General features: G+C 62.4%; 28 protein-coding genes and 1 pseudogene. 14 read left to right on the forward strand and 15 right to left on the reverse strand.

The window, feature by feature from the left end; all coding sequences use genetic code 11:
- The first annotated feature begins 35 nt into the window (after window positions 1-35).
- The 12 genes and pseudogenes from ACZY0R_RS23390 (at window position 36) to istB (ending at window position 9,851) form a co-directional block, all read left to right on the forward strand.
- On the forward strand, window positions 36-308 hold the full coding sequence (locus ACZY0R_RS23390; protein ID WP_488861594.1) for a hypothetical protein: 273 nt from the start codon (window positions 36-38) through the stop codon (window positions 306-308).
- On the forward strand, window positions 305-757 hold the full coding sequence (locus ACZY0R_RS23395; protein ID WP_488861596.1) for an XF1762 family protein: 453 nt from the start codon (window positions 305-307) through the stop codon (window positions 755-757). The genes ACZY0R_RS23390 and ACZY0R_RS23395 overlap by 4 nt, the downstream gene beginning before the upstream one ends.
- Window positions 754-1,371, forward strand: a complete 618-nt coding sequence (locus ACZY0R_RS23400; RefSeq protein WP_488861598.1) for a YdaU family protein — start codon at window positions 754-756, stop codon at window positions 1,369-1,371. The genes ACZY0R_RS23395 and ACZY0R_RS23400 overlap by 4 nt, the downstream gene beginning before the upstream one ends.
- Window positions 1,372-1,905: 534 nt before the next feature.
- A complete protein-coding gene (locus ACZY0R_RS23405; protein ID WP_488861600.1) occupies window positions 1,906-2,172 on the forward strand; it encodes a hypothetical protein in 267 nt (88 codons plus the stop codon).
- The gene (locus ACZY0R_RS23410) at window positions 2,169-2,366 is read left to right on the forward strand and encodes a hypothetical protein (RefSeq protein WP_488861602.1); all 198 of its coding nucleotides are present in this window, start codon (window positions 2,169-2,171) and stop codon (window positions 2,364-2,366) included. The genes ACZY0R_RS23405 and ACZY0R_RS23410 overlap by 4 nt, the downstream gene beginning before the upstream one ends.
- 241 nt (window positions 2,367-2,607) lie before the next feature.
- On the forward strand, window positions 2,608-2,727 hold the full coding sequence (locus tag ACZY0R_RS23415; RefSeq protein WP_488866118.1) for an excalibur calcium-binding domain-containing protein: 120 nt from the start codon (window positions 2,608-2,610) through the stop codon (window positions 2,725-2,727).
- A 77-nt stretch (window positions 2,728-2,804) separates the two neighbouring features.
- Window positions 2,805-3,365 (forward strand): uracil-DNA glycosylase, encoded by a 561-nt coding sequence (locus tag ACZY0R_RS23420; RefSeq protein ID WP_488866120.1) that lies wholly within the window; start codon window positions 2,805-2,807, stop codon window positions 3,363-3,365.
- Between the two features lie 18 nt (window positions 3,366-3,383).
- Window positions 3,384-3,491, forward strand: a pseudogene (locus ACZY0R_RS23425) (DUF2514 family protein); the annotation flags it as partial.
- Between the two features lie 274 nt (window positions 3,492-3,765).
- The gene (locus ACZY0R_RS23430) at window positions 3,766-4,872 is read left to right on the forward strand and encodes an ISAs1 family transposase (RefSeq protein WP_488866122.1); all 1,107 of its coding nucleotides are present in this window, start codon (window positions 3,766-3,768) and stop codon (window positions 4,870-4,872) included.
- 136 nt (window positions 4,873-5,008) lie between these two features.
- Window positions 5,009-6,748, forward strand: a complete 1,740-nt coding sequence (locus tag ACZY0R_RS23435; RefSeq protein WP_488861604.1) for an IS1634 family transposase — start codon at window positions 5,009-5,011, stop codon at window positions 6,746-6,748.
- A gap of 662 nt (window positions 6,749-7,410) precedes the next feature.
- On the forward strand, window positions 7,411-8,928 hold the full coding sequence (gene istA / locus ACZY0R_RS23440; protein ID WP_488861606.1) for an IS21 family transposase: 1,518 nt from the start codon (window positions 7,411-7,413) through the stop codon (window positions 8,926-8,928).
- Window positions 8,929-9,083: 155 nt separating this feature from the next.
- Window positions 9,084-9,851 (forward strand): IS21-like element helper ATPase IstB, encoded by a 768-nt coding sequence (istB, locus tag ACZY0R_RS23445; RefSeq protein WP_488861608.1) that lies wholly within the window; start codon window positions 9,084-9,086, stop codon window positions 9,849-9,851.
- 110 nt (window positions 9,852-9,961) lie between these two features.
- On the opposite strand, the gene ACZY0R_RS23450 is transcribed toward istB, so the two are convergent.
- Window positions 9,962-10,213, reverse strand: coding sequence for a hypothetical protein (locus tag ACZY0R_RS23450; protein WP_488861610.1), 252 nt, complete (start codon window positions 10,211-10,213; stop codon window positions 9,962-9,964).
- An 89-nt stretch (window positions 10,214-10,302) separates the two neighbouring features.
- On the opposite strand from ACZY0R_RS23450, the gene ACZY0R_RS23455 reads away from it, so the two are divergent.
- On the forward strand, window positions 10,303-10,539 hold the full coding sequence (locus tag ACZY0R_RS23455) for a hypothetical protein (protein ID WP_488861612.1): 237 nt from the start codon (window positions 10,303-10,305) through the stop codon (window positions 10,537-10,539).
- A 500-nt stretch (window positions 10,540-11,039) separates the two neighbouring features.
- On the opposite strand, the gene ACZY0R_RS23460 is transcribed toward ACZY0R_RS23455, so the two are convergent.
- The 12 genes from ACZY0R_RS23460 to ACZY0R_RS23515 all read right to left on the reverse strand — a co-directional run bounded on the left by ACZY0R_RS23460 (window position 11,040) and on the right by ACZY0R_RS23515 (window position 19,166).
- Window positions 11,040-11,237, reverse strand: coding sequence for a hypothetical protein (locus tag ACZY0R_RS23460; RefSeq protein ID WP_488861614.1), 198 nt, complete (start codon window positions 11,235-11,237; stop codon window positions 11,040-11,042).
- Window positions 11,234-12,886: a hypothetical protein gene (locus ACZY0R_RS23465; protein ID WP_488861616.1), complete on the reverse strand. Its 1,653-nt coding sequence runs from the start codon at window positions 12,884-12,886 to the stop codon at window positions 11,234-11,236. The genes ACZY0R_RS23460 and ACZY0R_RS23465 overlap by 4 nt, the downstream gene beginning before the upstream one ends.
- Complete coding sequence (locus ACZY0R_RS23470; RefSeq protein WP_488861618.1) at window positions 12,849-13,298, reverse strand: hypothetical protein; 450 nt, start codon at window positions 13,296-13,298, stop codon at window positions 12,849-12,851. The genes ACZY0R_RS23465 and ACZY0R_RS23470 overlap by 38 nt, the downstream gene beginning before the upstream one ends.
- Window positions 13,299-13,319: 21 nt before the next feature.
- A complete protein-coding gene (locus ACZY0R_RS23475) occupies window positions 13,320-13,586 on the reverse strand; it encodes a hypothetical protein (RefSeq protein ID WP_488861620.1) in 267 nt (88 codons plus the stop codon).
- Window positions 13,574-13,936 carry a hypothetical protein gene (locus ACZY0R_RS23480; protein ID WP_488861622.1) on the reverse strand — a complete coding sequence of 121 codons (363 nt, stop codon included), beginning with the start codon at window positions 13,934-13,936 and terminating at the stop codon, window positions 13,574-13,576. Before ACZY0R_RS23480 ends, ACZY0R_RS23475 begins: the two co-directional genes overlap by 13 nt.
- A gap of 1,218 nt (window positions 13,937-15,154) precedes the next feature.
- Window positions 15,155-15,472 carry a hypothetical protein gene (locus tag ACZY0R_RS23485; protein ID WP_488861624.1) on the reverse strand — a complete coding sequence of 106 codons (318 nt, stop codon included), beginning with the start codon at window positions 15,470-15,472 and terminating at the stop codon, window positions 15,155-15,157.
- Window positions 15,473-15,824: 352 nt separating this feature from the next.
- Window positions 15,825-16,037 (reverse strand): GDCCVxC domain-containing (seleno)protein, encoded by a 213-nt coding sequence (locus ACZY0R_RS23490; RefSeq protein ID WP_488861625.1) that lies wholly within the window; start codon window positions 16,035-16,037, stop codon window positions 15,825-15,827.
- 558 nt (window positions 16,038-16,595) lie between these two features.
- On the reverse strand, window positions 16,596-16,850 hold the full coding sequence (locus tag ACZY0R_RS23495) for a hypothetical protein (protein ID WP_488861627.1): 255 nt from the start codon (window positions 16,848-16,850) through the stop codon (window positions 16,596-16,598).
- 261 nt (window positions 16,851-17,111) lie between these two features.
- The gene (locus ACZY0R_RS23500) at window positions 17,112-17,555 is read right to left on the reverse strand and encodes a cupin domain-containing protein (protein ID WP_488861629.1); all 444 of its coding nucleotides are present in this window, start codon (window positions 17,553-17,555) and stop codon (window positions 17,112-17,114) included.
- 163 nt (window positions 17,556-17,718) lie between these two features.
- Window positions 17,719-18,099: a helix-turn-helix domain-containing protein gene (locus ACZY0R_RS23505; protein WP_488861631.1), complete on the reverse strand. Its 381-nt coding sequence runs from the start codon at window positions 18,097-18,099 to the stop codon at window positions 17,719-17,721.
- Window positions 18,100-18,383: 284 nt separating this feature from the next.
- Window positions 18,384-18,605, reverse strand: a complete 222-nt coding sequence (locus ACZY0R_RS23510; protein WP_488861633.1) for a hypothetical protein — start codon at window positions 18,603-18,605, stop codon at window positions 18,384-18,386.
- Between the two features lie 21 nt (window positions 18,606-18,626).
- The gene (locus tag ACZY0R_RS23515; protein WP_488861635.1) at window positions 18,627-19,166 is read right to left on the reverse strand and encodes a hypothetical protein; all 540 of its coding nucleotides are present in this window, start codon (window positions 19,164-19,166) and stop codon (window positions 18,627-18,629) included.
- Window positions 19,167-19,483: 317 nt separating this feature from the next.
- On the opposite strand from ACZY0R_RS23515, the gene ACZY0R_RS23520 reads away from it, so the two are divergent.
- On the forward strand, window positions 19,484-19,966 hold the full coding sequence (locus ACZY0R_RS23520; RefSeq protein WP_488861637.1) for a hypothetical protein: 483 nt from the start codon (window positions 19,484-19,486) through the stop codon (window positions 19,964-19,966).
- 300 nt (window positions 19,967-20,266) lie between these two features.
- Here ACZY0R_RS23520 and dinB read toward each other — a convergent pair whose 3' ends face one another.
- Window positions 20,267-21,430, reverse strand: coding sequence for a DNA polymerase IV (dinB, locus tag ACZY0R_RS23525; protein ID WP_488861639.1), 1,164 nt, complete (start codon window positions 21,428-21,430; stop codon window positions 20,267-20,269).
- Window positions 21,431-21,562: 132 nt separating this feature from the next.
- Window positions 21,563-24,010, reverse strand: coding sequence for a TonB-dependent receptor (locus ACZY0R_RS23530; RefSeq protein WP_488866124.1), 2,448 nt, complete (start codon window positions 24,008-24,010; stop codon window positions 21,563-21,565).
- Window positions 24,011-24,194: the final 184 nt, after the last annotated feature.

The raw sequence follows: 24,194 nt of genomic DNA on the forward strand, positions 1-24,194 counted from the left end.
CTGATCATTGGCTCCATCGTGCGGGGGATGCTGCCATGAGGTGCAAGCCTGGCGATCTCGCCTATATCGCGCGCGACCCATACCCCGAGAACGTCGGGCGCGTGGTGCGCGTCGTCGGGCCCGCGCAGCGGGTGGGGAACGGCCCAGAGTGGGATTGCGAGTCCTGCGGCGCGCCGCTGCGCATGCTGGATCCTGCGCGGCCGTGGGTCTTTGCCGTCGACGTGCGGTTCGACTGCTATGACGCGGACCTGCGGCCGATCAGCGGCGTGCCGGTCGAAGACGAGGTTTGCGACGAGGTGCATGCGTGAGCCTCTGCGTCGTACCCATTTCTTTCGCTGAGGCAAACGCCTTTGTCGCGCAGCATCACCGTCATCACCGGCCAGTGGCCGGATGCAAATTCTGCGTTGCTACGGCGTACAGCGGATCTGGTGAGCCGCGAATCGCTGGTGTCGCTCTGGTGGGCCGGCCTGTCGCCCGCAGCCTTGATGACGGCTTCACGCTCGAGGTCAACCGGCTTTGCACCGATGCCCACAAGAACGCCTGTTCCATGCTCTATGCAGCTGCCTGGCGCGCCGCGCGCGCGCTGGGATACCGCAAGCTAATCACTTACACGCTGCCCGAAGAGGGCGGCTCATCGCTGCGCGCAGCTGGCTGGCGCCTCATTGGCGCGGCTGGCGGCGGAACCTGGCATTGCCCCAGTCGACCCCGCGTCGACACGCATCCAACGCAGCAAAAGCTGCGCTGGGAGGCATCATGAACTACTACGAGCGCCACATTGGCGATTACATCCGCGACACGGTAGGTCTGTCGATGCTGGAGGATGGTGCCTATGGTCGCCTGCTCGATCAGCTTTACCAGACCGAGAAGCCGTTGCCGCTGGATCGGAAAGAGGTCTATCGCATGGCGCGCGGCACTAGCGCGACGGAACGCAAGGCCGTCGACTACGTGGTCGGCAAGTTCTTTGAGCGCACCGATGAGGGGCTAGTCCAGAAACGCGCCATGGAGATTCTGGCCGAGTACTGGGACCGCCCCGAGCAGCACGAAAAGAAGAACACCAAGGAAGGCAACCGGGAACGGCAGCGCAGGTCACGCGAGCGTCGGAAGGCGATGTTCGAAGCGCTTGCCGGTCATGGTGTGGTCCCTCCATATAACACCCCGATGAAGGAGTTAGAGGCGCTTCTGTCACGGTACCTGTCACAGCCTGTCACACCAGAAAAGCGTGACGTGTCACAGCCGGTCACGGATTCTGTCATGGCACCTGTCATGGGTAGGCGATCAGGACGTGGCGACTCAGGTCGCCGTGGGCAATCACGTTGCATCCGCCAGCAAGGAAGGCAGAAAAGAGGCGATGCAAGTCGCCCAGACTCGTAAGGCAGCAATCGTATGACGACACAAGCGCAACTCGAAGCATGGATGCGCCGGGGAGACCGGCTGCCCGTTCTGCTGGTGGAGGTGGCCGTGCGGGTGGGCGGCGTGGAAACGACGCGCTACCTGACTGACACGGCCTACAGCACCGGCGCGGCGGACGTGCCGGCGAAACACGGCGTACCTGCCGGTCGTGGCCGGCGGCGTCGCCCTGTCCGAGAAGATGGCTCTGGATGGCTCCGACGGGCCGTCAAACGGCGGCGCGGCCAGTCTCTCCACCAGCGCATTCACACTCGAGAACAAGGACGGGAGCCTGGATGAGTGGCTGGCGGACTTGTGGGTGAACCGGCCGGTGCGGGTGTACCTGGGCGACGCGCGCTGGGCCCGAGCGGACTTCTATCGGATCTTCGACGGCATCGTTGCGGATCTTGATGTGTCCGGGCGGGAAACCCTGATGCTGCGCATGACGAACAAGCTGCAGCGGCTGAACTCGCACTCCAGTGGGGGTTCGATATTGCCATCCCAACGGACCCCGTTGGCGTGTCACCGCTCTACACTCCGACGCACATCGGCTATGTGTTCGACACCGAAGCGCTTGCGTGGCGTGACAATTGGGCGGTGACCGAAATGGGTGACCTGGAAGCGGCGCGCGCCATTGCACTGTCCATCATCGAACGCAGGGCCAAAGAGCTACGCGACGCCGTGGTCTCTGACTACAGCTCGGCGGAGATGGCGGCCTGGAGCATGAAGCGCTGGGAGGCGAAGGTCTACACACACAGGATGCCGCGCAGGCGCCCAATCTGGTGATGGAGGCGCAGGTCCGCGGGATCCCGCTGAGCGAACTGGTCGACAAGGTGCTGGAGAAGGCCGCGGCGCTGTCGCAGCTGGAGGCCGGTATCGCCGGGACCTGCGGCAAGAAGCAGGACGCGGTGCGGGCTTGCGAGACCATCGCGGCGGTGCAAGTGCTGGTGGATCAGATTGACGCGGATTGGCCGGTGTAGCTCGAAAAAAGAGCCAGGCGCCGCCGGGGTCGGAGCGCCTGGCATTCGGGGAAACGGCAGACGAAAAACGGTCCCGAACCCCGCGAGGTTACCGCTCAGCGCATAGTGCAAATGCATCCCTTTGTCATGGAAAGTGTCACTTTCCGCTTTGATTTGATATTGATCAAATGTCCATCAGAAGCGTCACATTCCGTAGCGATTTGATATAGATCCAACTTCTACTAGACGTAGCTTGCCCGCCTTGCGCGGGCTTTTCTTTTGCGGGAAGGCCCGCATCTACCTGCGCAGTTGCCCGGGCGTGAAGATTGACGGTGACCGAGACGGCATCCCATGCGAAGTGCCGCCACTGCAGTGTTCCTGATATCTGCTATGGATGCTAAGTACACCGATACAGGCCGCTCCTTTCGGTCTTCCGAAACCATTGCGCGGCGGAAACTCATGCTTCGAGAGCCTCATATCGCGCCCCTTACGCGATACGTTGAAGGCCTCCGCGCCAAGTATCCGGCGCCCGAATGGGAGTTTCCTGACTTCGATCCCCAAGATGGGGGCTGCGCGGCTCGCATTCTGTTCTTGCTTGAGAAGCCTGGGCCAATGACTTCGGAGTCTGGTCAGGGTTCCGGATTCATTTCTCGCGACAACGATGATCCGACGGCCTCCGCGATTTTCCATTTCATGAATGAGGCAGCGATTCCTCGAGATCAGACGCTGCTCTGGAATGTCATCCCTGGCTGGAATGGAGCGAGGTTGACTTCTCAGGAGGTGCGGGAAGGCGTCGAAGTTCTGCTCGACCTTGTGACGTTGCTTCCGAATTTCAGGGTCGTAGTACTTGTCGGCTGGCGTGCCGCGAGAGCGAAAAAGTTGCTGGAGCCCCTGGGACTACACGTTTTCACCTCTGCGCACCCTTCGCCCATCGTGAGGGCCACCAACCGAACGATGTGGAGTGAGATATCGGAACGTTGGGCTCAAGCGTGGACTGCTACCAAGTCAATGCCGGAATGATCAGTCAGTGCCAGTGACCAGCGCGCGGGAATCCTGGCTGAATACGCTGACGCCACCCGCGTTGCCGGGCAAGCCTGCGAGCGAGCCTATGACGCGTTGAGCGTGCAGGCGCAGGACCCGCGGTGAAATGTCGTAGTCGGTGGTTCCGGAAGGAAGCTGAAAAAGGGGTGTAGGCGGCAGGGATATGCGCCTACACCCTCGAGGTGGCAACGGGGGTCAATCTGTCGCCGATATTGATTATGGTGCGTCGCATCAATATCAGTACCCCACTGGCCAGGGCAATTGCATTAGAAGGTCGTTAACTGACGGGGCTTAGCAGGTTAGTGGTTGTAAACCCGAGGGTGAAGGGCGTTTACTCTTGATTTTTGGACGAATCAAGATGGAGACGCGCTTGGCCCTCGTGACTTGCCTGAAGGATGTGCCGGATCCCCGCCGTGGCAACCGCACGCAATACGACCTGACGGAGATGCTGGTGGTGGCAATTTGCGCACTGCTCTCGGGCGCCGAAGGCGTGACCGAGATCGCCCAGTGGGGACGAGCGAAGCTGGCGTGGCTACGTGAGTTCATCGTGCTGCCGCATGGCGTGCCGTCGCACGATACCTTTGGACGGGTATTACGATTGCTGGATCCCAGCATGTTCGAGCAGTGCTTTCGGGCCTGGGTCGGTCAAGTGGTGGGCAAGCTGGATCAGACGGTCGTAGCACTGGACGGCAAGACACTGCGCGGCAGTCAGGACGGGGAGAATCGCGCGCTGCATCTGGTCTGGGCCTATGCCAGCGCCTACGGGCTGACACTGAGCGCGGTGGCGGTGGACAGGAAATCGAACGAGATCACTGCGCTGCCGGAATTGCTCAGGGTGCTGGACGTACACGGGGCGATTGTCTCGATCGATGCGATGGGCTGCCAGCAAGCGATCGCTCGGCAGCTCAGAGCTCAGGGCGGGGACTATCTGCTCGGGCTGAAGGCCAACCAAGGGGCGTTGCTTGAGGAGGTTGAGTATTTCTTCCGCGTCGCACGCGCCGAGAACTGGCATGCAGTGCCGTATGGCTATCATGAGACGGTCGAGAAAGACCACGGGCGCATTGAGACGCGCCGGGTATGGTGCGTGAGCGCGCTGGACTGGCTGCCGCAGCGGGCGGACTGGCAGGACTTGCGCCAGGTGATCCTGGTGGAATCGCAGCGGTGCGTCGGCGCGAAGACCAGCACCGAACTGCGCTACTACCTGAGTTCGTCGGCCGGCGGCCCAGAGCGGCTGGGCCAAGCCATCCGAAGCCATTGGACGATCGAATCCCAATTGCATTGGTCGCTGGACGTGACGCTGGGCGAGGATGCGTGCCAAGTGCGCAAGGACAACGCCGCCATGAATCTGGCGATCCTGCGCCGCTTCGTGCTTAACCTGCTCAAGCTCGATGCCACCCCCAAGCTGTCGGTCCGCGCCAAGCTCAAGCAAGCCGCCTGGGACGACGACTTCCGCCGCGACGTGCTCGGCATGCGGCGGGTGCCCTAATCCAAACTTTGGTCCCTGAACTCGCCGGAACCCGCGCCACCGTTGGGTTTCGGCTATTTTTTTGGGTGTATATGTACCCATGTAAATACATTATATTAGCCTTGTTTTTTGCTGAATATGTCCAATAATGGTGTTCATGTATATCGAACACGTCCCCAACCGCAATTCCCCGCCGGCGATCCTGCTGCGCGAGTCCTATCGCGAAGGCAACAAGGTCAAGAAACGCACCCTGGCGAATTTGTCCGCACTGCCGCCCGAGGTGATCGAGGGCTTGAAGGTCTTGCTGCGCGGCGGGGCGGCCGTGGCCTCGGCCGATGAGGCCCTGGTGATCGAGCGCAGTCTGCCGCACGGCCATGTGGCCGCCGCGCTCGGTACGGCCCGCGCCTGTGGCGCGCAACACTGGTTCGCGGCGGCGCCGGGCCGCGTGCCATCCCTGGTCATGGCGCTGCTGGTGGCACGCCTGATTTCGCCCGCCTCCAAGCTGGCCACGCACCGCATGCTGCAGCAAGAGACCGCGGCCCATTCGCTGTCGCGCATGCTCGGCATCGGCGATGTGGAGCCCGAGGAGTTGTACGCCGCGCTGGACTGGCTGGGAGAGGCCCAGGAAGCCATCGAGAAGCGCCTGGCGAAGCAGCATCTGACGGGTGGCACCCTGGTGCTCTATGACCTCACTTCCACCTGGCTGACCGGGCGCTGCTGCGACCTGGCGGCCTACGGCTACAGCCGCGATGGCAAACGCCACGAGCCGCAGATCGTGTTCGGTCTGGTTTGTACGCCGCAAGGATGTCCGGTGGCGGTCGAAGTCTTCGCCGGCAACACCGCCGATCCGAGCACGGTGGCGTCTCAGGTGGAGAAGCTCAAAGACCGGTTCGGGATTGAGAAGCTCGCCTGGGTAGGGGACCGGGGGATGCTGACGCAAGCCCGCATCGACACGCTGTTGCGCCCGGCAGGACTGGACTGGGTGAGTAGCCTGCGCGCCCCGCAGATTGCTGAACTCGCCCGGGAACAAGGCCCCTTTCAGCCCTCGCTGTTCGATGAACGCAACCTCATCGAACTCACCAGCGAAACGTTTCCTGGCGAGCGACTGGTGGTGTGCCGCAATCCGCTGCTGGCCGACGAACGGGCCAGGAAACGCGAGGCGCTGTTGCAGGCCACCGAACAGGAACTCAACAAGATTGCCGAGGCCACCACGCGCGCGCGCAACCGGCTCAAGGGCACGGAGGCGATTGCCCTGCGCGTGGGCCGGGTCATCGAGCGCTTCAAGATGGCCAAGCACTTCGAACTGACCATCACCGACACCAGCTTTGCCTGGGCGCGCAAGACGCTACAGATCGAGCAAGAGGCGGCACTCGATGGCCTGTATGTGGTGCGCACGAGTTTGCCGGCGGCGCAACTGTCAGCCGAGGCGGCCGTGTCGGCCTACAAGGGCTTGGCGGCGGTCGAGCGAGCGTTTCGTTCGCTCAAGTCCATGGACTTGCACGTGCGCCCCGTGTTCCATTGGAATGCCGAGCGCGTGCGTGCTCATGTCTTTCTGTGCATGCTGGCCTACTACGTCGAATGGCACATGCGCGAAAAATTGAAGCCGATGCTGTTTGACGATGAATACATCGAGCTAGCGCGCGCTTCCCGTGTCTCGCCCGTGGCCAAGGCACGGCGTTCGGAACAGGCGAAAGCCAAGGACGCCACCAAGCGCACCGAGGATGATCTGCCCGTCCACAGCTTGCGCACGTTGCTCGGTGATCTGGCCACGCTCACCTACAACATCTGCCACACGCCGCTGAATCCGGAGGCCAAGATCATCATGACCACTCGGCCAACGCCCATTCAGGACCGCGCCTTCCGCCTCCTCGGTATCAGCCCGGCAGCCCTTCTGTAGCACCTGTACCCAGCAAGCCCTCGCTACGCACTCGCATAACTGCGTGGAATCAACACCTTACGTTCGCAGTGAACTCAAAGTTGGGCCTAATGCGATTGCCCTGCCCCACTGGCGAAGGGGCGCGACGGAGGGCGGCGGCAACGGAACTCGAGAACGAGGTTCGGGCGCGGAGGCGGTGACGTGGAGCGGGAATCCTGATTGAAACGCTGACGCCGTTGGCACGTTAATCGGTCCCTTACTTAGTGGGGAGAGGGCGCTTCGGCACCCCTGATACACTGCCAACGCGTGCTGGAGGTGGCTGGGGTGGAGACCGGACGGAAACAGTCACTGACCGCCGCCGGGGGCGCCTACGGGCGCCCCTTGTCATCGTGCCAGCCGGCTGAACCGCTGCGCCGGTACAGCCCCGGAGCGCTTGACCTTTATCTGCGTATTCCGGCTGAGCGTGACCAGTGATTCCGGATTATCGTGACCGGTGATTCCGGCATCGTGACCAGCATTTCCGGCTGATCGTGACCGGTCTTTCCGGCGATCGTGACCAGCCCGCTGAGGCGTCATCCGCCGCCGATTTCGCGGTGTCTGCCTCGGGATGATCGGCGTGGAGATGTTGCGTATTGTTCAACCCCGGTTGTGGATAACCTTCCCCGTTTTTACACGGAGAAGCGATGCCCACACCCCCAATGACGATACGCATGATCAAAGACGTGTTACGACTCAAGCATGAGTCTCAGCTTTCACACTCTCGCATCGCGGCGACGCTGCAAATTTCCAAAGGAGTGGTATCCAAGTACGTGTCGCTCGCCGCGGATGCCGGGCTGGCATGGGACCAGCTACGTGACCTCGACGAGGCGGCGATCGCAGCGCGTCTGCTGCCCGGTTCACGTGGCAGCGCCTACGTGCCGCCGGACTATGCGCGGATACACCAGGAGTTGCGTCGCAAGGGCGTCACGCTGACGCTGCTGTGGCAGGAATATGTCGACGCCCACCCCGGCGGCAAGACCTACCGCCACACGCAATTCTGCGAGCACTACCACACGTGGGCCAAGAGCCTGAAGCGCTCGATGCGCCAGGTCCACAAGGCCGGCGAGAAGCTGTTTGTCGACTATGCTGGCCCGACCATCGCGGTGGCCGATGGCACGCGTGCCCATGTGTTCGTCGCAGCATTGGGCGCATCGAGCTACACATTCGCCTGCGCCACGCCGCGCGAGACGATGGTCGATTGGATCGGCTCGATGGTGCGCGCCCTGAGCTTTATAGGTGGCAGCCCCGACTTGATCGTGCCCGATAACCCGCGTGCCTTGATTGCCAATGCGGACCGCTATGAGCCGCGCGCCAATGACACCGTGCTCGACTTCGCGCGCCATTACGGCACGTCGGTGCTCCCGGCCCGGGCGCGGCGGCCGCAGGACAAAGCTAAGGTCGAAGTCGCGGTCCAGATAGTTGAACGTTGGATCATGGCGCGGCTGCGCCATCAGCGTTTCGAGACCGTGTACGCGGTCGACTGCGCGATCGCCGCGCTGTTGCCCACGCTGAATGACCGCCCCTTCCAGAAGCTGCCGGGCAGCCGCGCCAGCGCCTTCGCTGCATTGGACGCCCCGGCGCTGCGCCCGTTGCCGGCGATTCCCTACGAGATCGCCCAGTTCCGCACCGTCAAGGTTCATATCGACCACCACGTCGAGATCAACAAGCATCGCTACAGCGTGCCGCACGCGCTGGTCGGTCAGACGCTGGACGCCCGCATCACCTCACACGCCGTCGAACTGCTGCATCGCGGCCAGCGCGTTGCGGCCCATCTGCGCGCGACTGCGGGCGGCTTCACTACCGTGGCCGAGCATATGCCCGCCGCTCACCGCGCTCACCTCGAGTGGTCGCCGCAGCGGCTCGTCCATTGGGGCCAGCAGATCGGCGGCGCCACCGGTGCCGTCGTGCGGCGCCTGCTCGAACGGTACAAGCATCCCGAGCACGGCTACCGCTCTTGTTTAGGTCTGCTGAGTTTAGCCAAGCGTTATGGCAACGATCGCCTCGAAGCCGCCTGCGCAGTCGCTCTGGAACTGGGCGCGTATCAGTATCGCCACGTCAAGAGCGTGCTCGAAACCGACCGCGACCGGCTCGCTGCCGCGGCCCCATCCGAGTGGGTCAGTCCCGACCACGCGCATCTACGCGGCCCCAGCTACTACCAGTGACGCCGCCTGTCACCACGGCAGTCCGCGGCAGGCTGCCGCGGACTGCCTGGCCTAGCGCCTGACCGTCTGGTCGGCCTCAAGGGTGCGCTATGCCGGGCTGCGCCCGCTCTTGACTCTGCCTTCTCGCCCGGCGCCAATGACCAGGACCTCACCTCATGATGACCCATACCACTCTCGCGCAACTACGCTCGCTCAAGCTCGACGGCTTCGCCGCCGCCCTTGAAGAGCAGCTTGCCCAGCCGGCCGCCGGCGCGCTCGCCTTTGAAGAACGCCTGGCTTTGCTGATCGACCGTGAACTGCTCTGGCGCAACAACCGCAAGCTTGCCCGTCTATTGCAGCGTGCCCGGCTCAAGTATCCGCAGGCCGCCATCGAAGATCTCGATACCCGGCCGGGCCGGGGCATTGATCATAAACAGATCACCAGCCTTGTGCTGTCCGACTGGATCGCTACCGGCCACACCGTGCTCGTCGGCGGTCCGACCGGTGTCGGCAAGACCTGGCTCGCCTGCGCACTGGCGCAATACGCCTGCCGCCGTGGTCATTCCGTCGCCTACCTGCGCGTGCCCAGGCTCGCCGAGGAACTGCGTATCCTCCACGGCAGCGGCGGCTTCGGCAAATGGCTGCTGCAGATGGCCAAGACCGATCTGGTGGTGCTGGACGACTGGGCCGTTGCGCCACTGGATGCCGCCACACGTAACGATTTGCTTGAGCTCATCGACGATCGCGGCAGCAACCGCGGCATCCTCATCACCAGTCAATTACCCGTCGAGCACTGGCATGCCTGGATCGGCGATCCCACCATCGCCGATGCCATTCTCGATCGGCTGATGCACCGCATTCACCGGATCACACTGGCCGGCGACTCGTTAAGAAAGACTGCTCAAAAAATAGGCGCGGCAGGCATGGCCAACGACCTCGCATAGTCTTCCAGGGTAAAATCCGTCCCACGCAACACCTCCCGTCGACCACCGGTCACGATCGCCGGTATCGCCGGTCACGAACAACCGGAAACAGCGGTCACGATAAAACGGAATCAGCGGTCACGATGCCGGAAATGCCGGTCATGATCACCGGAATACGCATTTATCCAGTCGGGCGAGCGCGCGCCAGCCTGGTAGGTGCTGCCCGCCCGCTTCCCGACGATCCCCTCCAGATTCAACGCCAGTGCGTTGTCGTAGAGCCATTCCCCATCGTCGACGTCCTGGACATACAGCGGGCCGGGTGGTGGGTCGGCCGGCAACTTCTTGAGCGCGGCCTTGCGCTTCTCGATGGGCTGGGCCCGCAAGATCCCGACCGCCGCCAACGATCAGATCGAAGATGCAATAGGCGACCTGGTCCGCTCCGACATACCAGCCACGGGCGCAAGGCGCGACGGTGCACCCGGTTGAAGTCGCTGATTCCCAGATCGGTGAGAACGCAGACCTCCCCGTCAACGATATTCCCGGCAGGCAGGGCGGCCAGCGCGTCTCCCTGCTCGGGGAACCACTTCGTCGCATCCACTCCGCCGCTCGACTGCAATTCGACCTGGCCGGTGGTGGCCAGCATCCGGTACCCGTCGTACTTGATCGCGAAATGCCAACCTTCGGCGCGCGGAACGGTTTTCCGTTCTGACAGCAGCATGGGGAGAGGTCGGCCAGCTTTGGCGCCGGCGCGCGCGGTGCCATGGTTGGTCCTGTGGGGCGGTGCTTCCGTTGTAGGCACGCCGGCAGGATAGCGCCATAGGGCATCTTCCGACTTGCGTGCGTGGCGTCTATAAAAAAGCACCCGCGGCCAGGAGGAAGCGGGTGCAGAAGGAAATGCGGGGCAATCGCGTTTGCCCCGTGTCACTCTAGTGGAGTTAGGTCCAAGAGAACATAACTCTCTCGATGGGATGCGCAAGGCTATTCGGCGGCTTTGGCCCTCGGCGCGCGCGGCGCCGGCGCGGCAGCCATCAACTCGGGCGGGTAGGGCCGCATGAAGCCCCGCGCCCGCTCCGGATCCCGGCAGGTTAGCCAGTCAGTGAGCATGACGGCGGGCCAAGTCCCCGGAAACGCTCTTGAGGGCGTTCTCGACGGTCTCGCGGGATTCTGGTCCCATGGCAATGAGGATCTGGCTGTCGCCTGCCTTAACGATCATGTCCGCATGAGGCCATCGCCAGAGCGGAAGTCATCGATCGCGTTTAAAACGCTATCGCCGAGGTCGTCATCCAAGTCAATTTCGCCAATATGGCCGGCGGACCAGTCCATGTCTCCATCTTCTTGGCGCCTGATCAGTAGCCGCTCGTTGGCTGTTAGATGTTCCAGGGCGGCGAATGCTTCGGCGATGTTCATGACGGGTTTTGGTCCATTGCCGGTATGTCCGCCCGGCGGGTTGGGCAAACTAGAAGTGTGGCGAGTGATGGGCGATACACCGGCCGGCAGGATGCCATGTCCACATGCAAGTGGTAGCTGGCAAGCAGCAGGCGCATAGAATCTGTGAATTCGATGCCGTCCCATAGCGCATAGATTTCGCCAGGATGGGATGTGACTTTATTGCTGATAATCCTCTGGATGGCCTCGTTGCGCCCAGGGCCTGAAAGGTTCGAGATCGGGTAGACGAACGGTGGCGTGTCGGGCCACTGCGGGGCGAGGTAGCCCACCGGAGCGGTCGCCAGATTGAGAACCAGTGACTTCTGCGGCAACTTTGGAAGTTCGGTGGAGAAATACAGGTTCCCATCCATCGGGGTTCTTCCCCAGTTCGGGGATCTTGTCAGGATAGCGGCGGAGCCATATACCAGCACCGCAATCCAGAGTGCTTTTCGTCGGTGGCCGCCATCGAGCGCTTCCCCAATTACCATACCCGCCATCAGGATCGACAGTATCTCCAGCAGGATGGCATATCGGTAAATGCCAAACATCGTCATCCAGAGCAGGTACATTCCGACAAAGGTGACGCTGAGGAACAGCTTAATTTGAGAGCGACTATCCAGGGAGCGCTTGCGCAACCTGAGGGCTGCGGCACTTGAAATCCATAGTACGGCAATGACCTCCCCAATCAGCAGGCGCGGATCACGCATATTCTCTTCTGTGTGGAGACGGTTCTTCGCAAACGCCGCGTGGATCGGAAACCAGAGATACTCGGCCCATGTTCCCGGCAAGAACCTCGTGTCCAGCATGGTCGCCTCATCGAGGAGTGGCGAGCGAAACAAACTGTTGAAGAACGGGAATAGCGGGTTCTGATATTCCCAATACAAAGCCCACATCCACGGCCCGGCGACTGCGGCGAATGAAACGCATCCACATACGGCGTAGAGCGCCAAGTCGTTAGCAGTCGCGCGCGGGCTCCGCCACGATAGGGAGCAAAGCAGCGCAAGTGTGATTGCCAGGGTTGGAATGGCTGCCGTGAGTTTGAGTCCTGTAGCCATCCCGAGCGAAAGGCCGGCAATGACCAGCGCCGTTCTGGTAGTCAGGTTCCCTCGATGCGAAGCGAAGATCGCCCAGATCGCCAGCAATACCAGAGCGGTTGTCGTCCACTCTCCCGAAGTGGTATTGGCCTGGGAATACCCTGCAGCGCCGACCAGCGCAAGAAAGCAAGCCAACCCGCGATTGATTCTCGGGGCCCAGCCAGGCGTTCGATGGCCGACGCCTATGGTCCCAATGATGTTCCATGTGACAAAGACAGCCAGCCCGAATGGGATCCCCATGAGCAGCACCGAAACGTAGTCAGGGAACGTCGTGGCACAGTAGTAAAACGGAAGGTCAATTACTGGGTTGAAGAATGTTTGCAGTTGGGCTGGAAACAGATCGACGCTCAGCCGATCGTTGAGCAGCGCCCATGGTGCATAGTAGTGATAGTTCAGCAGATCCCAGCTGAGGTCCTTGCCGCGAATCATGGAAATGATGCAGCCCAGAAGAATGCTTGCTCCAAGCTTGGTTAGTCTGCAGGACGGGTGAATCCTTTGCTCATACCAGTTTGCGGCTTCTGTCAGGCTTCTTCTCATGTTCGTTGTGCACATCCTCATCTCCTGGCAAGGGCGTGAGCGGCAGCACCCGCCGCGCCTTCTCGGCGACACGCCGGTGCTTGTCCTGCGCATCTTGCCACGTCGCGGACGTGAATATCTTGTCGAGGCTGGGGGCGATGAGGTGCGTGAGGAAGACCGGGGTGTCCCACGGGCAGAAGCAAGTCCAGACGCGGGCATCCTGGTCCGGCAGGTCGGTGCGCAGAACGAAGCGCTTGAACCAACCTTTCATGAAGTCCAGATGGACCTGCTGTTCCAATTCCTCCACTGGCCGGCCTGAAGGATCAAGGATGTAGTGCCGCGTTCGGAAGGGGTCGCCATAAAGGTCTGGCGTGCCGCCGCGAACCGCGTGGCGCAGCGCACGGACCCAGTTCTCGGGGGTATTGGGTGGCATGGCGGTGCGCGGTACGGCTATTCAGCGGCGGGGGAACCGCGCGCGCAGGGGCGGCTTGACGGCCGGTCGGGAAACCTTGATCCGGTGTTGCTGGCCGTCCTGCTCGAAAGACAGGTAGTCGGCCGTCCACACCATCTTCTCTATGTGGCGCGTCTCGATGCCGTGCACGGTGACGGCGCTGGCCGTTACCGTGACGTGTTCGCAGTCCAGGCGCAGCTCGGCCGTGTCGCCGGGCAGGAACTGGGTTTCCAGGAAGATTGATGCAGCCTGGTAGGTCACAGAGAACATGCCATCTCCTGACGGGTGGCATAGTGGCGCTCGCCGCGGGTGCGCAAGCAAATCGAGCGGGCAACTGTGAACTGGATGCTGTTGGCGAGCTGGAAGCTTAGCGACGTTCCCTGGCAATCGAACGCTAGGCGGTCAATTGTCCACGGCAGGGCCATGATCGCTGCGGTATCGACCCCCGTCAGGGTGAGGGTCGCGCTGGCGGCCTGCGCGGCAGCTTCGACCTCTGGGTTCCAGGTGTCGGCGGTGAGCAGCGGATCATCGACGGTCAGGTGGGGGCAGCGGATGGCCAAACGTGCGGTCCCATGGGATTGGCTGTAGAGGTAGACGATACCGGGGGCGCAGGCGAACATGTCTCTCTCACTTATGCTGTATGGATATCCAGTATAAGAGCCGTCTAAAAGGAGTGGTCGATAGTCGAGTTGACTGTATGGATATACAGTGTCGCCGGCACCCCAGCGGCGCGGGGTGCATGAGTCACGGCGCACGGAGGGCTATACTGGCCGCTCTCGCAGGTTCGAGATCAGTTTCGGTTGCCGGTTCGATTCCTGAAGCCAGATGTGGCTTCGGCCCCATTTCGGCCCCATAAGCATCCTAAGTATTTGAAAGTCCCCCGCGCGTCGGTGTCCCGTGAGATGTCGCTGATCTCCCACGCCCTTGCGGTGGCCCGCAAGGAATGGGAACGGCCTCGATTCGATACAACTGCGAATTATGCCCAAGCCCGCGCAAGCGGGCTTTTCGTTCTTCGGAGCCGCCAGGTTCGCGCCTCGCGGGCTCTTTGCTTTGGGCACTTAGGCGTACTTGCTACGCGAAATCGCCAAAGCGATCTGGGTCGTCTGGCATGGTCCACTTGATGGATTCTTCTTTGACGTCTACCGCCTGTTTCGGTGGTGGCAACGTCGTGTGTGGTGCGAACGTCAAGACTAGCGCGGACTGCGGCACGTCGAGAACTTCCTCGCCGTCTTCGGACCAGCACCTAAGACTGACAGCCATGCGTGCCTCCGGTGAGTGACTCAAGAAATCCCTGCTGCATTGGAAATGCAGTGGGGGTGAACTCTCACCCTAGGCCCGCTTTATGACAGTTAGCTGACGGCAACGACGACAGGAAACTGGATGCAACTCTGGAGCCAGCCATGTTCCTGCCGGCCTACTGGTTCCTGCTGTGGTGCATCTCGATTCAGGTCCCTTGGCGAGTGCCGGACGCTTGATCTGTCCTCTATGCGACGCTTAACTCAAGGCGTTTGCCGAGAGCGGCCAACGCCTTAGGCAAGAGATTGAGTAAATGCTTTCCCCATGGGCGAGGCGGCATAACGTGCTCGTGGTGAATCATTAGGTTAGAGAAGGCCAGACGGCGCTGCCCGCTTGCCAATAAAAAAACCGCCCACATACGGGGCGGTGGTGCGACGTGCGAACGGGAAATACAGAGGGACTGCATTCAGGGCCGCGATGCTGCTGGATATCGCGTAAAAATGTGCTGGGAGAGCGAGGTCAGGCTGAATGCTGCGGTGGGGGCCTGCCGCCAGGCTGTGTAGTGGGGGGGCAGACGGCGCGCACCCTCCCGCACACTTGCTTCATTTGGCGCGAGGAATTGCGTAGGGCGTAACCAGTTCGAAACAATCAAAAAGCGCTGCAGATTTTTTCGTCTTGGAATCATAGGCATGAACCTCGATGCATTTGAACGCGCTTTCGCCTTTTTGAAGGAAGAAGGTTTCGGTTGATACCCCATTTGGAGACGAATCGTTCGTAACCGCGGCAATGCCGTAACCACGTCCAACAAGATCAACTAGCGACAACCCAACGCGCTGCCATTGGCTTTCAGGTGCTTCAACTGCTTGAGCGGACAGTGCGGCTATAGCAAGAAAAAAGGAAGCGATGCGGAAGGCTTTCATTGTGAAGTCGCCGTTGATTCCACCGGATTGCGGTAATGGCGCCTTCCGTCGTGGCGAGGGCGGCGCCCCTTCTGCCACCATCATATCCACGGGATGCGGCCGCATAAAGCTCCACGCCCCGTTCCGGAACCTTTACCGCTTGAATCGTTCAGGCGGCACTGCCCCCGGGCGCTTGACCTTGATCCAGTCGGGCGAGCGCGCGCCGGACTAGCAGGTGCTGCCAGCCCGCTTTCCCAGATCCCCTCAAGTTTCAGGGCCAGCGCGTCGTCATATAGCCCTTCCCCATCGTCGACGTCTTGGACATACAGGTAGCCGGCCGGCGGCACGGCCAGAAAGAATCTTCCGCCAAGCTCTATCCACAGCACCCGCGTTGTTGCTGGATTGGCGGGCACTTGATCGAACCGAATGAACAGAACACGCAGCAGTCGCCGGGGTTGGGTCGCAAGAGCGCCTTGCAGCGGCTGCACTCGTAGAAGAACTGGCAGGCGTCCGTTGGCATGGTTTCCTGCTTGGCAAAGCCGCAGTGCGGGCAGGTCAGTACGGATTCAAGAATGACGGCACTCATCGGGTCCTCGCAATGGCAACGCCTCTCGTCGCCAAACGCAACGGCCACCGCGTGGCGGCGGTGGGAAAAACAACGGAATGGGGTACGTATTTGTACTTGAACTCGAAAGGCCAGCCGTCTGCGCGCGGAACGGTTTTCCGTTCTGACAGCATCTTGGGGGAGAGGTCGGCCAGCTTCGGCGCCGGCGCGCACGGTGCCATGGTTGGTCCTGTGGGGCGGTGCTTCCGTTGTAGGCGTGCCGGGAGGATAGCGCCATAGGCCATCGTCCTGCGTGTATAAAAAAGCGCCGGCGGCGTCGGCCGTCCACACCATCTTCTCAATGTGCCGTGTCTCGCTGCCGTGCACCGTACTGGCTGTCGTCGTGGAGGTTTGTGGCTCGGTGTTTCCCACTCACCGGCGGTGCAGGGGAAGCGGCTGACGGATCTGGAGAACTAGGAGGCGCGGGCGCGGTTGATTGCGAAGCACTACCTGCCCAGTCGATCGCCGAGCTCAATGAAAAAAGGTGACAACCAAGCTGTCACCTTCATCAGGACTGGGGAGTCCGGCGAAATCTCCTGGTTACAACGGAGCGCCATAAGAAGACGAAGACATATACCCGCCGGACCTTGCGCCATCCGGGAACGTTTCGAACGTGTCGGCCCTTGTGCCATCGGCGTACGTGTCGGAACTCCCGGCCCGTGCGCCATCAGTGCGCACATCGAACTCGCCAGCCTTGGCCAATGCAAAAGCGGCGGACAGGGCACCGGTCAGAGCGACAGTGGCGGCAATCAGAACGAAACGTTGGATATTCATGATGAATTGAAAGCGGGACATCGAGCCACCAAAATTTGGGGACTCTGCAACAGGCTGCATGATAGGGGTTTGCCCTATGGTTATAAACCCTAGTTTGCGAAACGCATAATTGCTTATTGCACAACAATACTGAAAATCTTCGTCGTGAAAGCCCGGGATACGATAGCAATCTGACGGTTGTTCTGACTAAGGCGCCGGTCGGGGTGGTACTGGCAAGGAGACCAACGGTTGGTGGGGGACTCTTGGTGATTGACCCGCCCGGCATCAGACCGCAGATGCCCATCAGCCAGCAACCGTCACACCGCACTTCTCTGCAATCGCGATCAATTTCGGGACGTCCGGCGGCCCTGGAGGAATTTCCTGGTCGATTGCGGTGAAGAGACGCGTCGCGTGTCCGGTTTGTCCTGTGACCGAGATCATTTCGCCGCCGCCCGGGCCAAAGTGAAAGCTGTGAATCGTGCCTGCGGGCAGGTGAACGAGCGTGCCAGCTGTGGCGGCCAGGGTATTGCCGCCGTAGCTGATTTCGACGCTGCCTTTGACCACATAGAAGGATTCGTCCCAGTCATGGCTGTGCGGTGGCGGTCCGGTGCCTTCATCGCCTTGCTGCAAGAAAATCTCATAGCCTTGCGTGGCGGCATTTGATGCCAGTATCGTAATCTTCTCGCCCACCACATCGAGCGCACGAGGATAGGCGTTCGGTGTTACGACAAACGGTTCTGGCTTCATGGTTTGCGCCTCCTTTGGACCGGATTCAGCCCCGAACTGGTTATAGTCAGTGGACTGGACGGAGTCCAGAAGTTGCCATTGGTGGCATCGGTGACGGCCAGCGCGATTGCCTCAATTTCCTATGCAGGCTAACGGTAATGTGGAGCTGGCTGGAGGGCGCGTTTCATTTTCCCTCCCGCTCAACCAACACATCCAGCGGCACGTGCAGTGCCTCCGCCAGACTCTGAAACACTTCCACGCTTCCATCGCGCTTGCGGTTCTCAATCTGGCTGAGATAGGGCTTGCTGAGTCCCGCCGCGGTTGCCAGCGCGTCCTGGGTCATCCGGCGGTATTCGCGCCAGGCCTTGATCGGGTTGTCGCCGGCGAGTTCGGCGTCCAGTATGGCAGCGGGAATCCGAAAGCCGTCTTCCCGTGCCTTGGTGTGGCCGGGCAGCGTGGCATCGTCCCACTCTTCGGTCCGGTGCTTGATGCGCTCCCATACCTCAATGGGCACCACCGCGAACTCGGGGTGGCCGTCGCGTTCGATGAATTGAATCTTGACCATGATTGGCACCTCCAGAGGAGCACGGCTGGCACGTCGAGCACGATCGGGCCGTGCTGGATCTGATACCGCACTCGCCAGTCGCCGGCACGGAGGCGGCAGCCGTGTCGACCGCCGGTGCGCCGGTGCCCGGCGCGGATTGCCGATCACAACATGCCTGGGCAGGGTTGGGAGCCTGCGCCGCTTACGTGTTGAATGCGATTGCTTGCACTTTCATGTTAGCTAGGCGCTAACCGAATTGCGAATAAAGCTTGCTGGCGGTTCCGGCGTGGGAAAGGGCTGGGCTTTCACGCGCCAGCCTCCGCGAACACCTCTTTGCCCACGATTGCATCCAGCTCCTCATACAAGCCAGAGGATTTGTCGCCGACACGCAGTTGGAAGTCGAACAGTTGTGGCCGGATCAATGGTTCAACGCCGTACCCGTGCTCCGAATCGAGCCGGATCAGCCGGCCGCCGCGCGCATGAATGAACTCGGCCTCGGCATGGATGGCGACGTCGGGTACCACCACATCGCAGGCGTCGCGCTGGTCCTAAGCGTCGGCACAGTACTTGACCAGCATTTCCGGATCCATGCGGGCGCGGATCCAGGACTCGCGAAGGGCGTCTAGCAACTGTGCCGGCGATTTCCCCAACGCCGGAACGACATCGTTGCGCCTGGCCGTGCCGAACTGCGCGTCGCTGGTGCCGGCGCAGGCCTGGATCATGTGGCGCAGCGGGGCGTCGAACGTGACGGTCGGGAAGGCGTGGTTCGCGGAAGTCAGGTAGCTGGTGACGAGGTCCCGACCGGAGCCGGGACGGCCGCAAAGTCCGATAAGCATGAGGTTTCCTTTGTCGTGGTCGTTCGCCTGCGGGTGCTTGAGGTCAGCGAGGTCGGTGCGCGGATTTGGCGCCGCGGCGCAATGCGGCGTGACCGGGCTGGCGTGGTGCCAGGCCGTGACTTCCATGACTCGGCATACGGGGTCGACCCGCTGGGTCGCGACCGGGCCGAACCGGCGCAGGCACAAGCCCTGGCGCTCGCGATGCAGCCCGGCGTTGGGTATGGAAATGCCGGGGTTCTGATGCCGCTTCAAGTTAACGCCGATAATTTACCCAAAGGCAAATGTAAAGACAAGTCTTATGGGTAACTATCCTGACTTGCCGGCCGTGAGTCCCGGTCCTCGATCCACGGAAGCCGCCAAGGTGCCGACGCCCCCGTGGCTTGCCGCATCAGTGTCGCGTCGACCCCGCCGAACCATCGCGCTGAGAAGGGAGCGAAAGGTCCTTTTGCTCCGTAAATTACCTTTTAGTCACTAAATTTACAGTACCAGGAGAAAATTTACCTTAAGGTAATGCGCGGGTTTAATGAGTAATGGACATCCAAGATACGCGCGAACAACGCCTGGCCCAAGTGCTGGAGAAACAGTTCGGAGGCTCGATTGCACGCCTCGCGGACCGAGTCGACCGCGAACCCTCATATTTCTCCCGAGTTTTTTCGTCGGAAGGCAAGGCCGGAAAGAAGCGCATCGGTGAACGGCTTGCCCGCGACATCGAGGCCAAGCTCGGCTTGCCTCGACTGTGGCTGGACGGCAGCATGGAGGATGCTGCCGTCCATTCGAATGACGAGATCCTGCCGCCTGGCGTGGCCATTCGGGTGGCTCGCTTGGTCAAGGACTTGCGCAACGAGGACATCGACCGCCTGCTGACGGCCATTGAGTTGCCGATGCAGGTCGAGGGCGTGCGATCGGTGCGCAAATATGGCAAGGGCGCCAAACAGGCGCAGGTACTGACGACCGGAAGGCGCACGGCAACCGGCTCCGCTAGCGGGGCGGTTCACGAGTCCGGCGCGCGTGTCGCCGGGAAGCAGCGAGGCAGGAAGAAGTCGGCAGACTGACGCAACCGGTGTCGTCAGCGACGCAGCGTCGGCAGCCAGGGCAGGACCAGCTGCCGCCGTGCCTGCCCTATAACGTCCGGCCGGGTCAGGGCTGAAAATGCCATCAACTAGATGGCTGCGTCAGGAAATCAATCGTCGCGAATTCCCGCAGTTTCGCCTCCGAGCGCTTGCACTCAGTCACGTCGGTGATAAGTCCGTGCCATAGCGTGCTGCCGTCCTACAGGCGCCGGGGGGCGTGCATCCCCTTCCAGTGCGGCCCGTGCTCGTACTATCAGACGGCCTGAATATCGGCTGCGACCGCTATTCGTCTTCGCCGAAAGGCAACTCTCCCTGGACCGGCGCAGACGCATACTCCAGCTCGCCGGCTGGCGTCAGCGCGCTCACCCGTACGCCCAGCAGCCGTATCTTCCGGTTCAGCGGAACGCGTCTGACACATTCGGTGGCGGCGCGCCGCAGCAGGGTGGCGTCGGCGGTCGGGGCCGGCATGCTGAGGTCGCGGGTGACGGTGTGGAAGTCGTCATAGCGCAGCTTGACGCCGATGGTGCGGCCGACGTAGCCCTTGCGGCGCAGGTCTTCGGCGAGGCGCTGGCACAGGCCGGTAAAGACTTCGCCGAGAGCCTGGCGATCGTGGCGGGGATGCAGGTCGCGCTCGAAAGTGGTTTCGCGGCTCATCGACTTTGGCTCCGAGCTGATGACCACGGGGCGTACGTCATGACCTTGCGCGATCTCGGCGAGCCACGCGGAATAGCTGCGGCCAAAATGGGCCTGCAGCAGCCCGAGGTCGGCGCTGGCGAGGTCGCCAACGGTGGCGATGCCGAGCGCGGCGAGTTTCTCCGTGGCTTTCGGGCCGATGCCGTTGACCTTGCGCACCGGTAGGGGCCAGATGCGCAGCGGGATGTCTTCCGGCGTCAGGAGGGTAAGCCCATCGGGCTTGTCCAGCTCGGATCCGATTTTGGCGAGGAGCTTATTGGGCGCGATGCAGATGGAGCAGCTCAGCCCCGTGGCCTCGCGAACCGCTTGCTTGATGCGGCTGCCGATATCGGCGGGCTCGCCTGGCACATCGCTCAGATCGATGTAGATCTCGTCGATGCCCCGGTCTTCGACCTGGCTCGTGAACGTGGAGACGGCCGCCTTGAAGAGCCGGGAGTAGTGCCGGTACGAATCGAAGTCGGTGGGCAGCAGAATGGCGTCAGGCGCGAGCTGGGCTGCCTTCATCATGCCCATGGCGGAAAAAACGCCGAGCGCGCGCGCTTCGTAAGTCGAGGTGGTGACGACGCCACGTCCCGCATAGTCGCGCAGGCGCGCAAAGCGCCGGCTTCCGTCTTCAAGCGTCTCGGGCACCGCATTCCGTCCGCCGCCGATCACCACGGGCATGCCGCGCAGTTCCGGATACCGCAACAGCTCGACGGACGCATAGAAAGCGTCCATATCCAGATGGGCGATGCGGCGGGGGGCAAATGACATGGCGTCAGCGAACGGGGTTGACGACGCGCCCCGGCCGCGAGAAAGAACTCGGGGGCGGGTCGCCTTGGTTACTGTATGCATATACAGTATATCGAATTCTACAAGAAGAATCCCTGCGGCGCCCCGGCGGGCCTACCAGCGATGCACGTAGGTCGCCGCTAGCACGATGCCCGCAGCGGGCAAGTGCGAAGTGTTATTGCTATTGCGCAGCAACTGGCTGTAGAGGGGGTAGTAGTAGCGGTTCAGCAGGTTCTGGATCCCCACCGTGACGCTGTCTTTCTTGCTGACCTGGTAGCGGCTGATGAGGTCCAGCGTAGTGTAGCTGGCCACGTCGCGCCGGCCGAAACTGTCGACGCCGTTGAGCCGGTAGTCATGGCCGGCAAAGAAGGTGGCCTGCAGCCGGTTGCTCCATGCAGGTGTCGGGCGGTATTGCAGGTAGCCGGTGAGCTTGAGCGGCGGAATGCGGTAGCCGCTCATCTGCTGGCTGGCGCCGCCTTGCGGCGTTTCGCGGCCGCGCATCCAGGTGAAAGTGCCGCCCGTGCCCCATTGCTCATTGTCGGACAGGTAGTCGGCCGAGGCTTCCACGCCGTAGATGCGCTCGGCGGTGCGGGTCAGGATCAGGCCGTTGTTGAAGCTTTGCACGTCGCCCAGGTCGGAGGTGGTGTAGAAGACTGCCAGCGAGGTCAGCGTATTGCCGAAGGCGCCGCGCCAGCCGAGTTCATAGTTGTTGGTCTTGACCGGCTGGAGGTCGGAGGAGCCGATATCGAAGCCGGCGCGCGCGTTGCGTACTTGCAGGCCGATATCGGGCAGGTTGAAGCCCTGGCTGAACGAGGCATAGACCTCGTGCCCCTTCACGGGTTTGTAGACTACGCCGGCATTGCCCAGCGGCGCGGTGTAGTCGACCGAGCCGCCCTTGACCGTGGCGGGCTGCGCCACGCGGGATTGCGACAGTGGCACGAAGTCGTTGAAGCGGGCGTTCGCGTACTGGTAGCGCAGCCCGCCCTCGGCCGACCACTGCTCGTTGAACTTGTGCTGCAACTGGCCAAAGCCGCCCAGGCTGCGCGTGGTGATCCGGGGCATATAGGTGAGGGTGCTGGTCTTGTTGAAGACCCGGCCGCCGCTGGCGTCGTAGGCCTTGGGGTCGAAGATATCGATCGGCATGTCGCTGCGTTCTTGCTCGAAGTCCAGGCCCCAGACCAGGCGGGTGCGCTTGGCGCCGTCCAGCGGCGTCTTGATGGTGAGCCGGCTGCCGAACACGTCGGAGTTCTGCATGGACTGGTCGACATTGCCGCCGCGCGTGGCGACGGCGCGTGCGTCGAACGGTGTAAAGCGGGTGAAGTAGTCGCGGTAGTAGAGCTGCGACGAGACGGCGCTGCCCGCCAGGTCCTTGTGTTCGTACTCGAGATTGACCAGCGTGTTGCGGATCTGGTTCTGCTCGTCCAGTTGCAGGCCGCTGATGGCGCGCGCGGGCACGCTGCCCGGCGCCAGGCGGGCTACCGACGGGTCGGAGGCGTAGCCGGTATCCTGCTTTGCATTGAAATGGCTCACGGCAAGCTGCACGCGCTGCTCGGGCGTGAGGCGCAGGCCCAGCTTGCCGCCGATGTTGTAGATGTCCGACTGGAACAGGTCGCCCTGGCTCGGCTCCGGCGCGATGCGCTGGCCGCGCGCGTCATAGGAGTTGCCGATGTGGCGGGCGCCCACGTCGAAGGCGTAGTCGACCATCCCTTCGCTGCCGGAAACATGCTGCTGCAACTGGCCGGACAGGCCGTCCGCACGCAGGCGGGAAAGCGGCGATGTCAGCGAAAAGGTGGTCTCCGACAGCGGCGGGCCGCCGGCCGGGCGCGTGTTGATCGAGACAATGCCCCCGGTGGCCCCGCCGCCGTAGATGGCGCTGCTGCCGCGCAGGACCTCGATGCGCTCGATCAGGGTGGGATCCACGTTGGCGAGGTTGCGCGCCGAGTCCCGGTTGGTGTTCAAGGGAATGCCGTCGAGCAGCACCAGCATGCCGCGTCCCCGCAGGGTCTGGCCGAAGTCGGTCACGGTATGGCTGGAGTCGGCCATGCCGGGAATGACCTTGGAGAGAACGGTGGCCACGCTGTCGGAGCCGGTCTTCAGTTCATTGAGTTCCGCGCGATCGATCACCGTTACCTGCCGGGTAGGGCTCATCAGGTCGCTGGAGGTACGCGATGCCGTTACCTCCACGGCCTCGAGCATGGCCGCCGGCGCGGGGGCGGCGGACGTTGCCGCCGCCGTTGCATTCGCCGCGGCATTGGGCGCAACGGCGCCCGATTGGGCCGCCGGTTGCAGCACGATGCCGGAGCCACTGCGCTGGTAGCGGATGCCGCTACCCTTGAGCACGGCATCGAGCGCGGCTTCGGCGGGCATGCTGCCGTGCACCGCCGGGGCTTGCTTGCCCGCTACCAGTGCGGGAGTGAAAAACAACTGAAGCGAAGTCTGCCGGCTGAGCTGCGTGAGCGCGTCGGCCAGGGACTGGGCACGGATGTCGATCGTCACCGTGGCTGGCTGGGCCGGCTGGGCGGCAGTCGGCGCCGCGGCGGCGCCGATGAGGGTGGCGGCCACGGTGGCGATCAGTTGGGGGCTTGGGCGCGCGCGGCGCGGCCGATGTTGGCGCTTGGCGGCGATGCCGGCCAGGTTCTGCTGTTGCTGGGTCACGTCTGGGTCTTCTCTGAGAGGCGTCAAGGGACGGCGGCCCGCGGTGCGCGGGCACGTTCGGGGGAGAAGACGAAACGCGGAGCAAAAACCT

Source organism: Cupriavidus sp. F041, assembly GCF_057814235.1.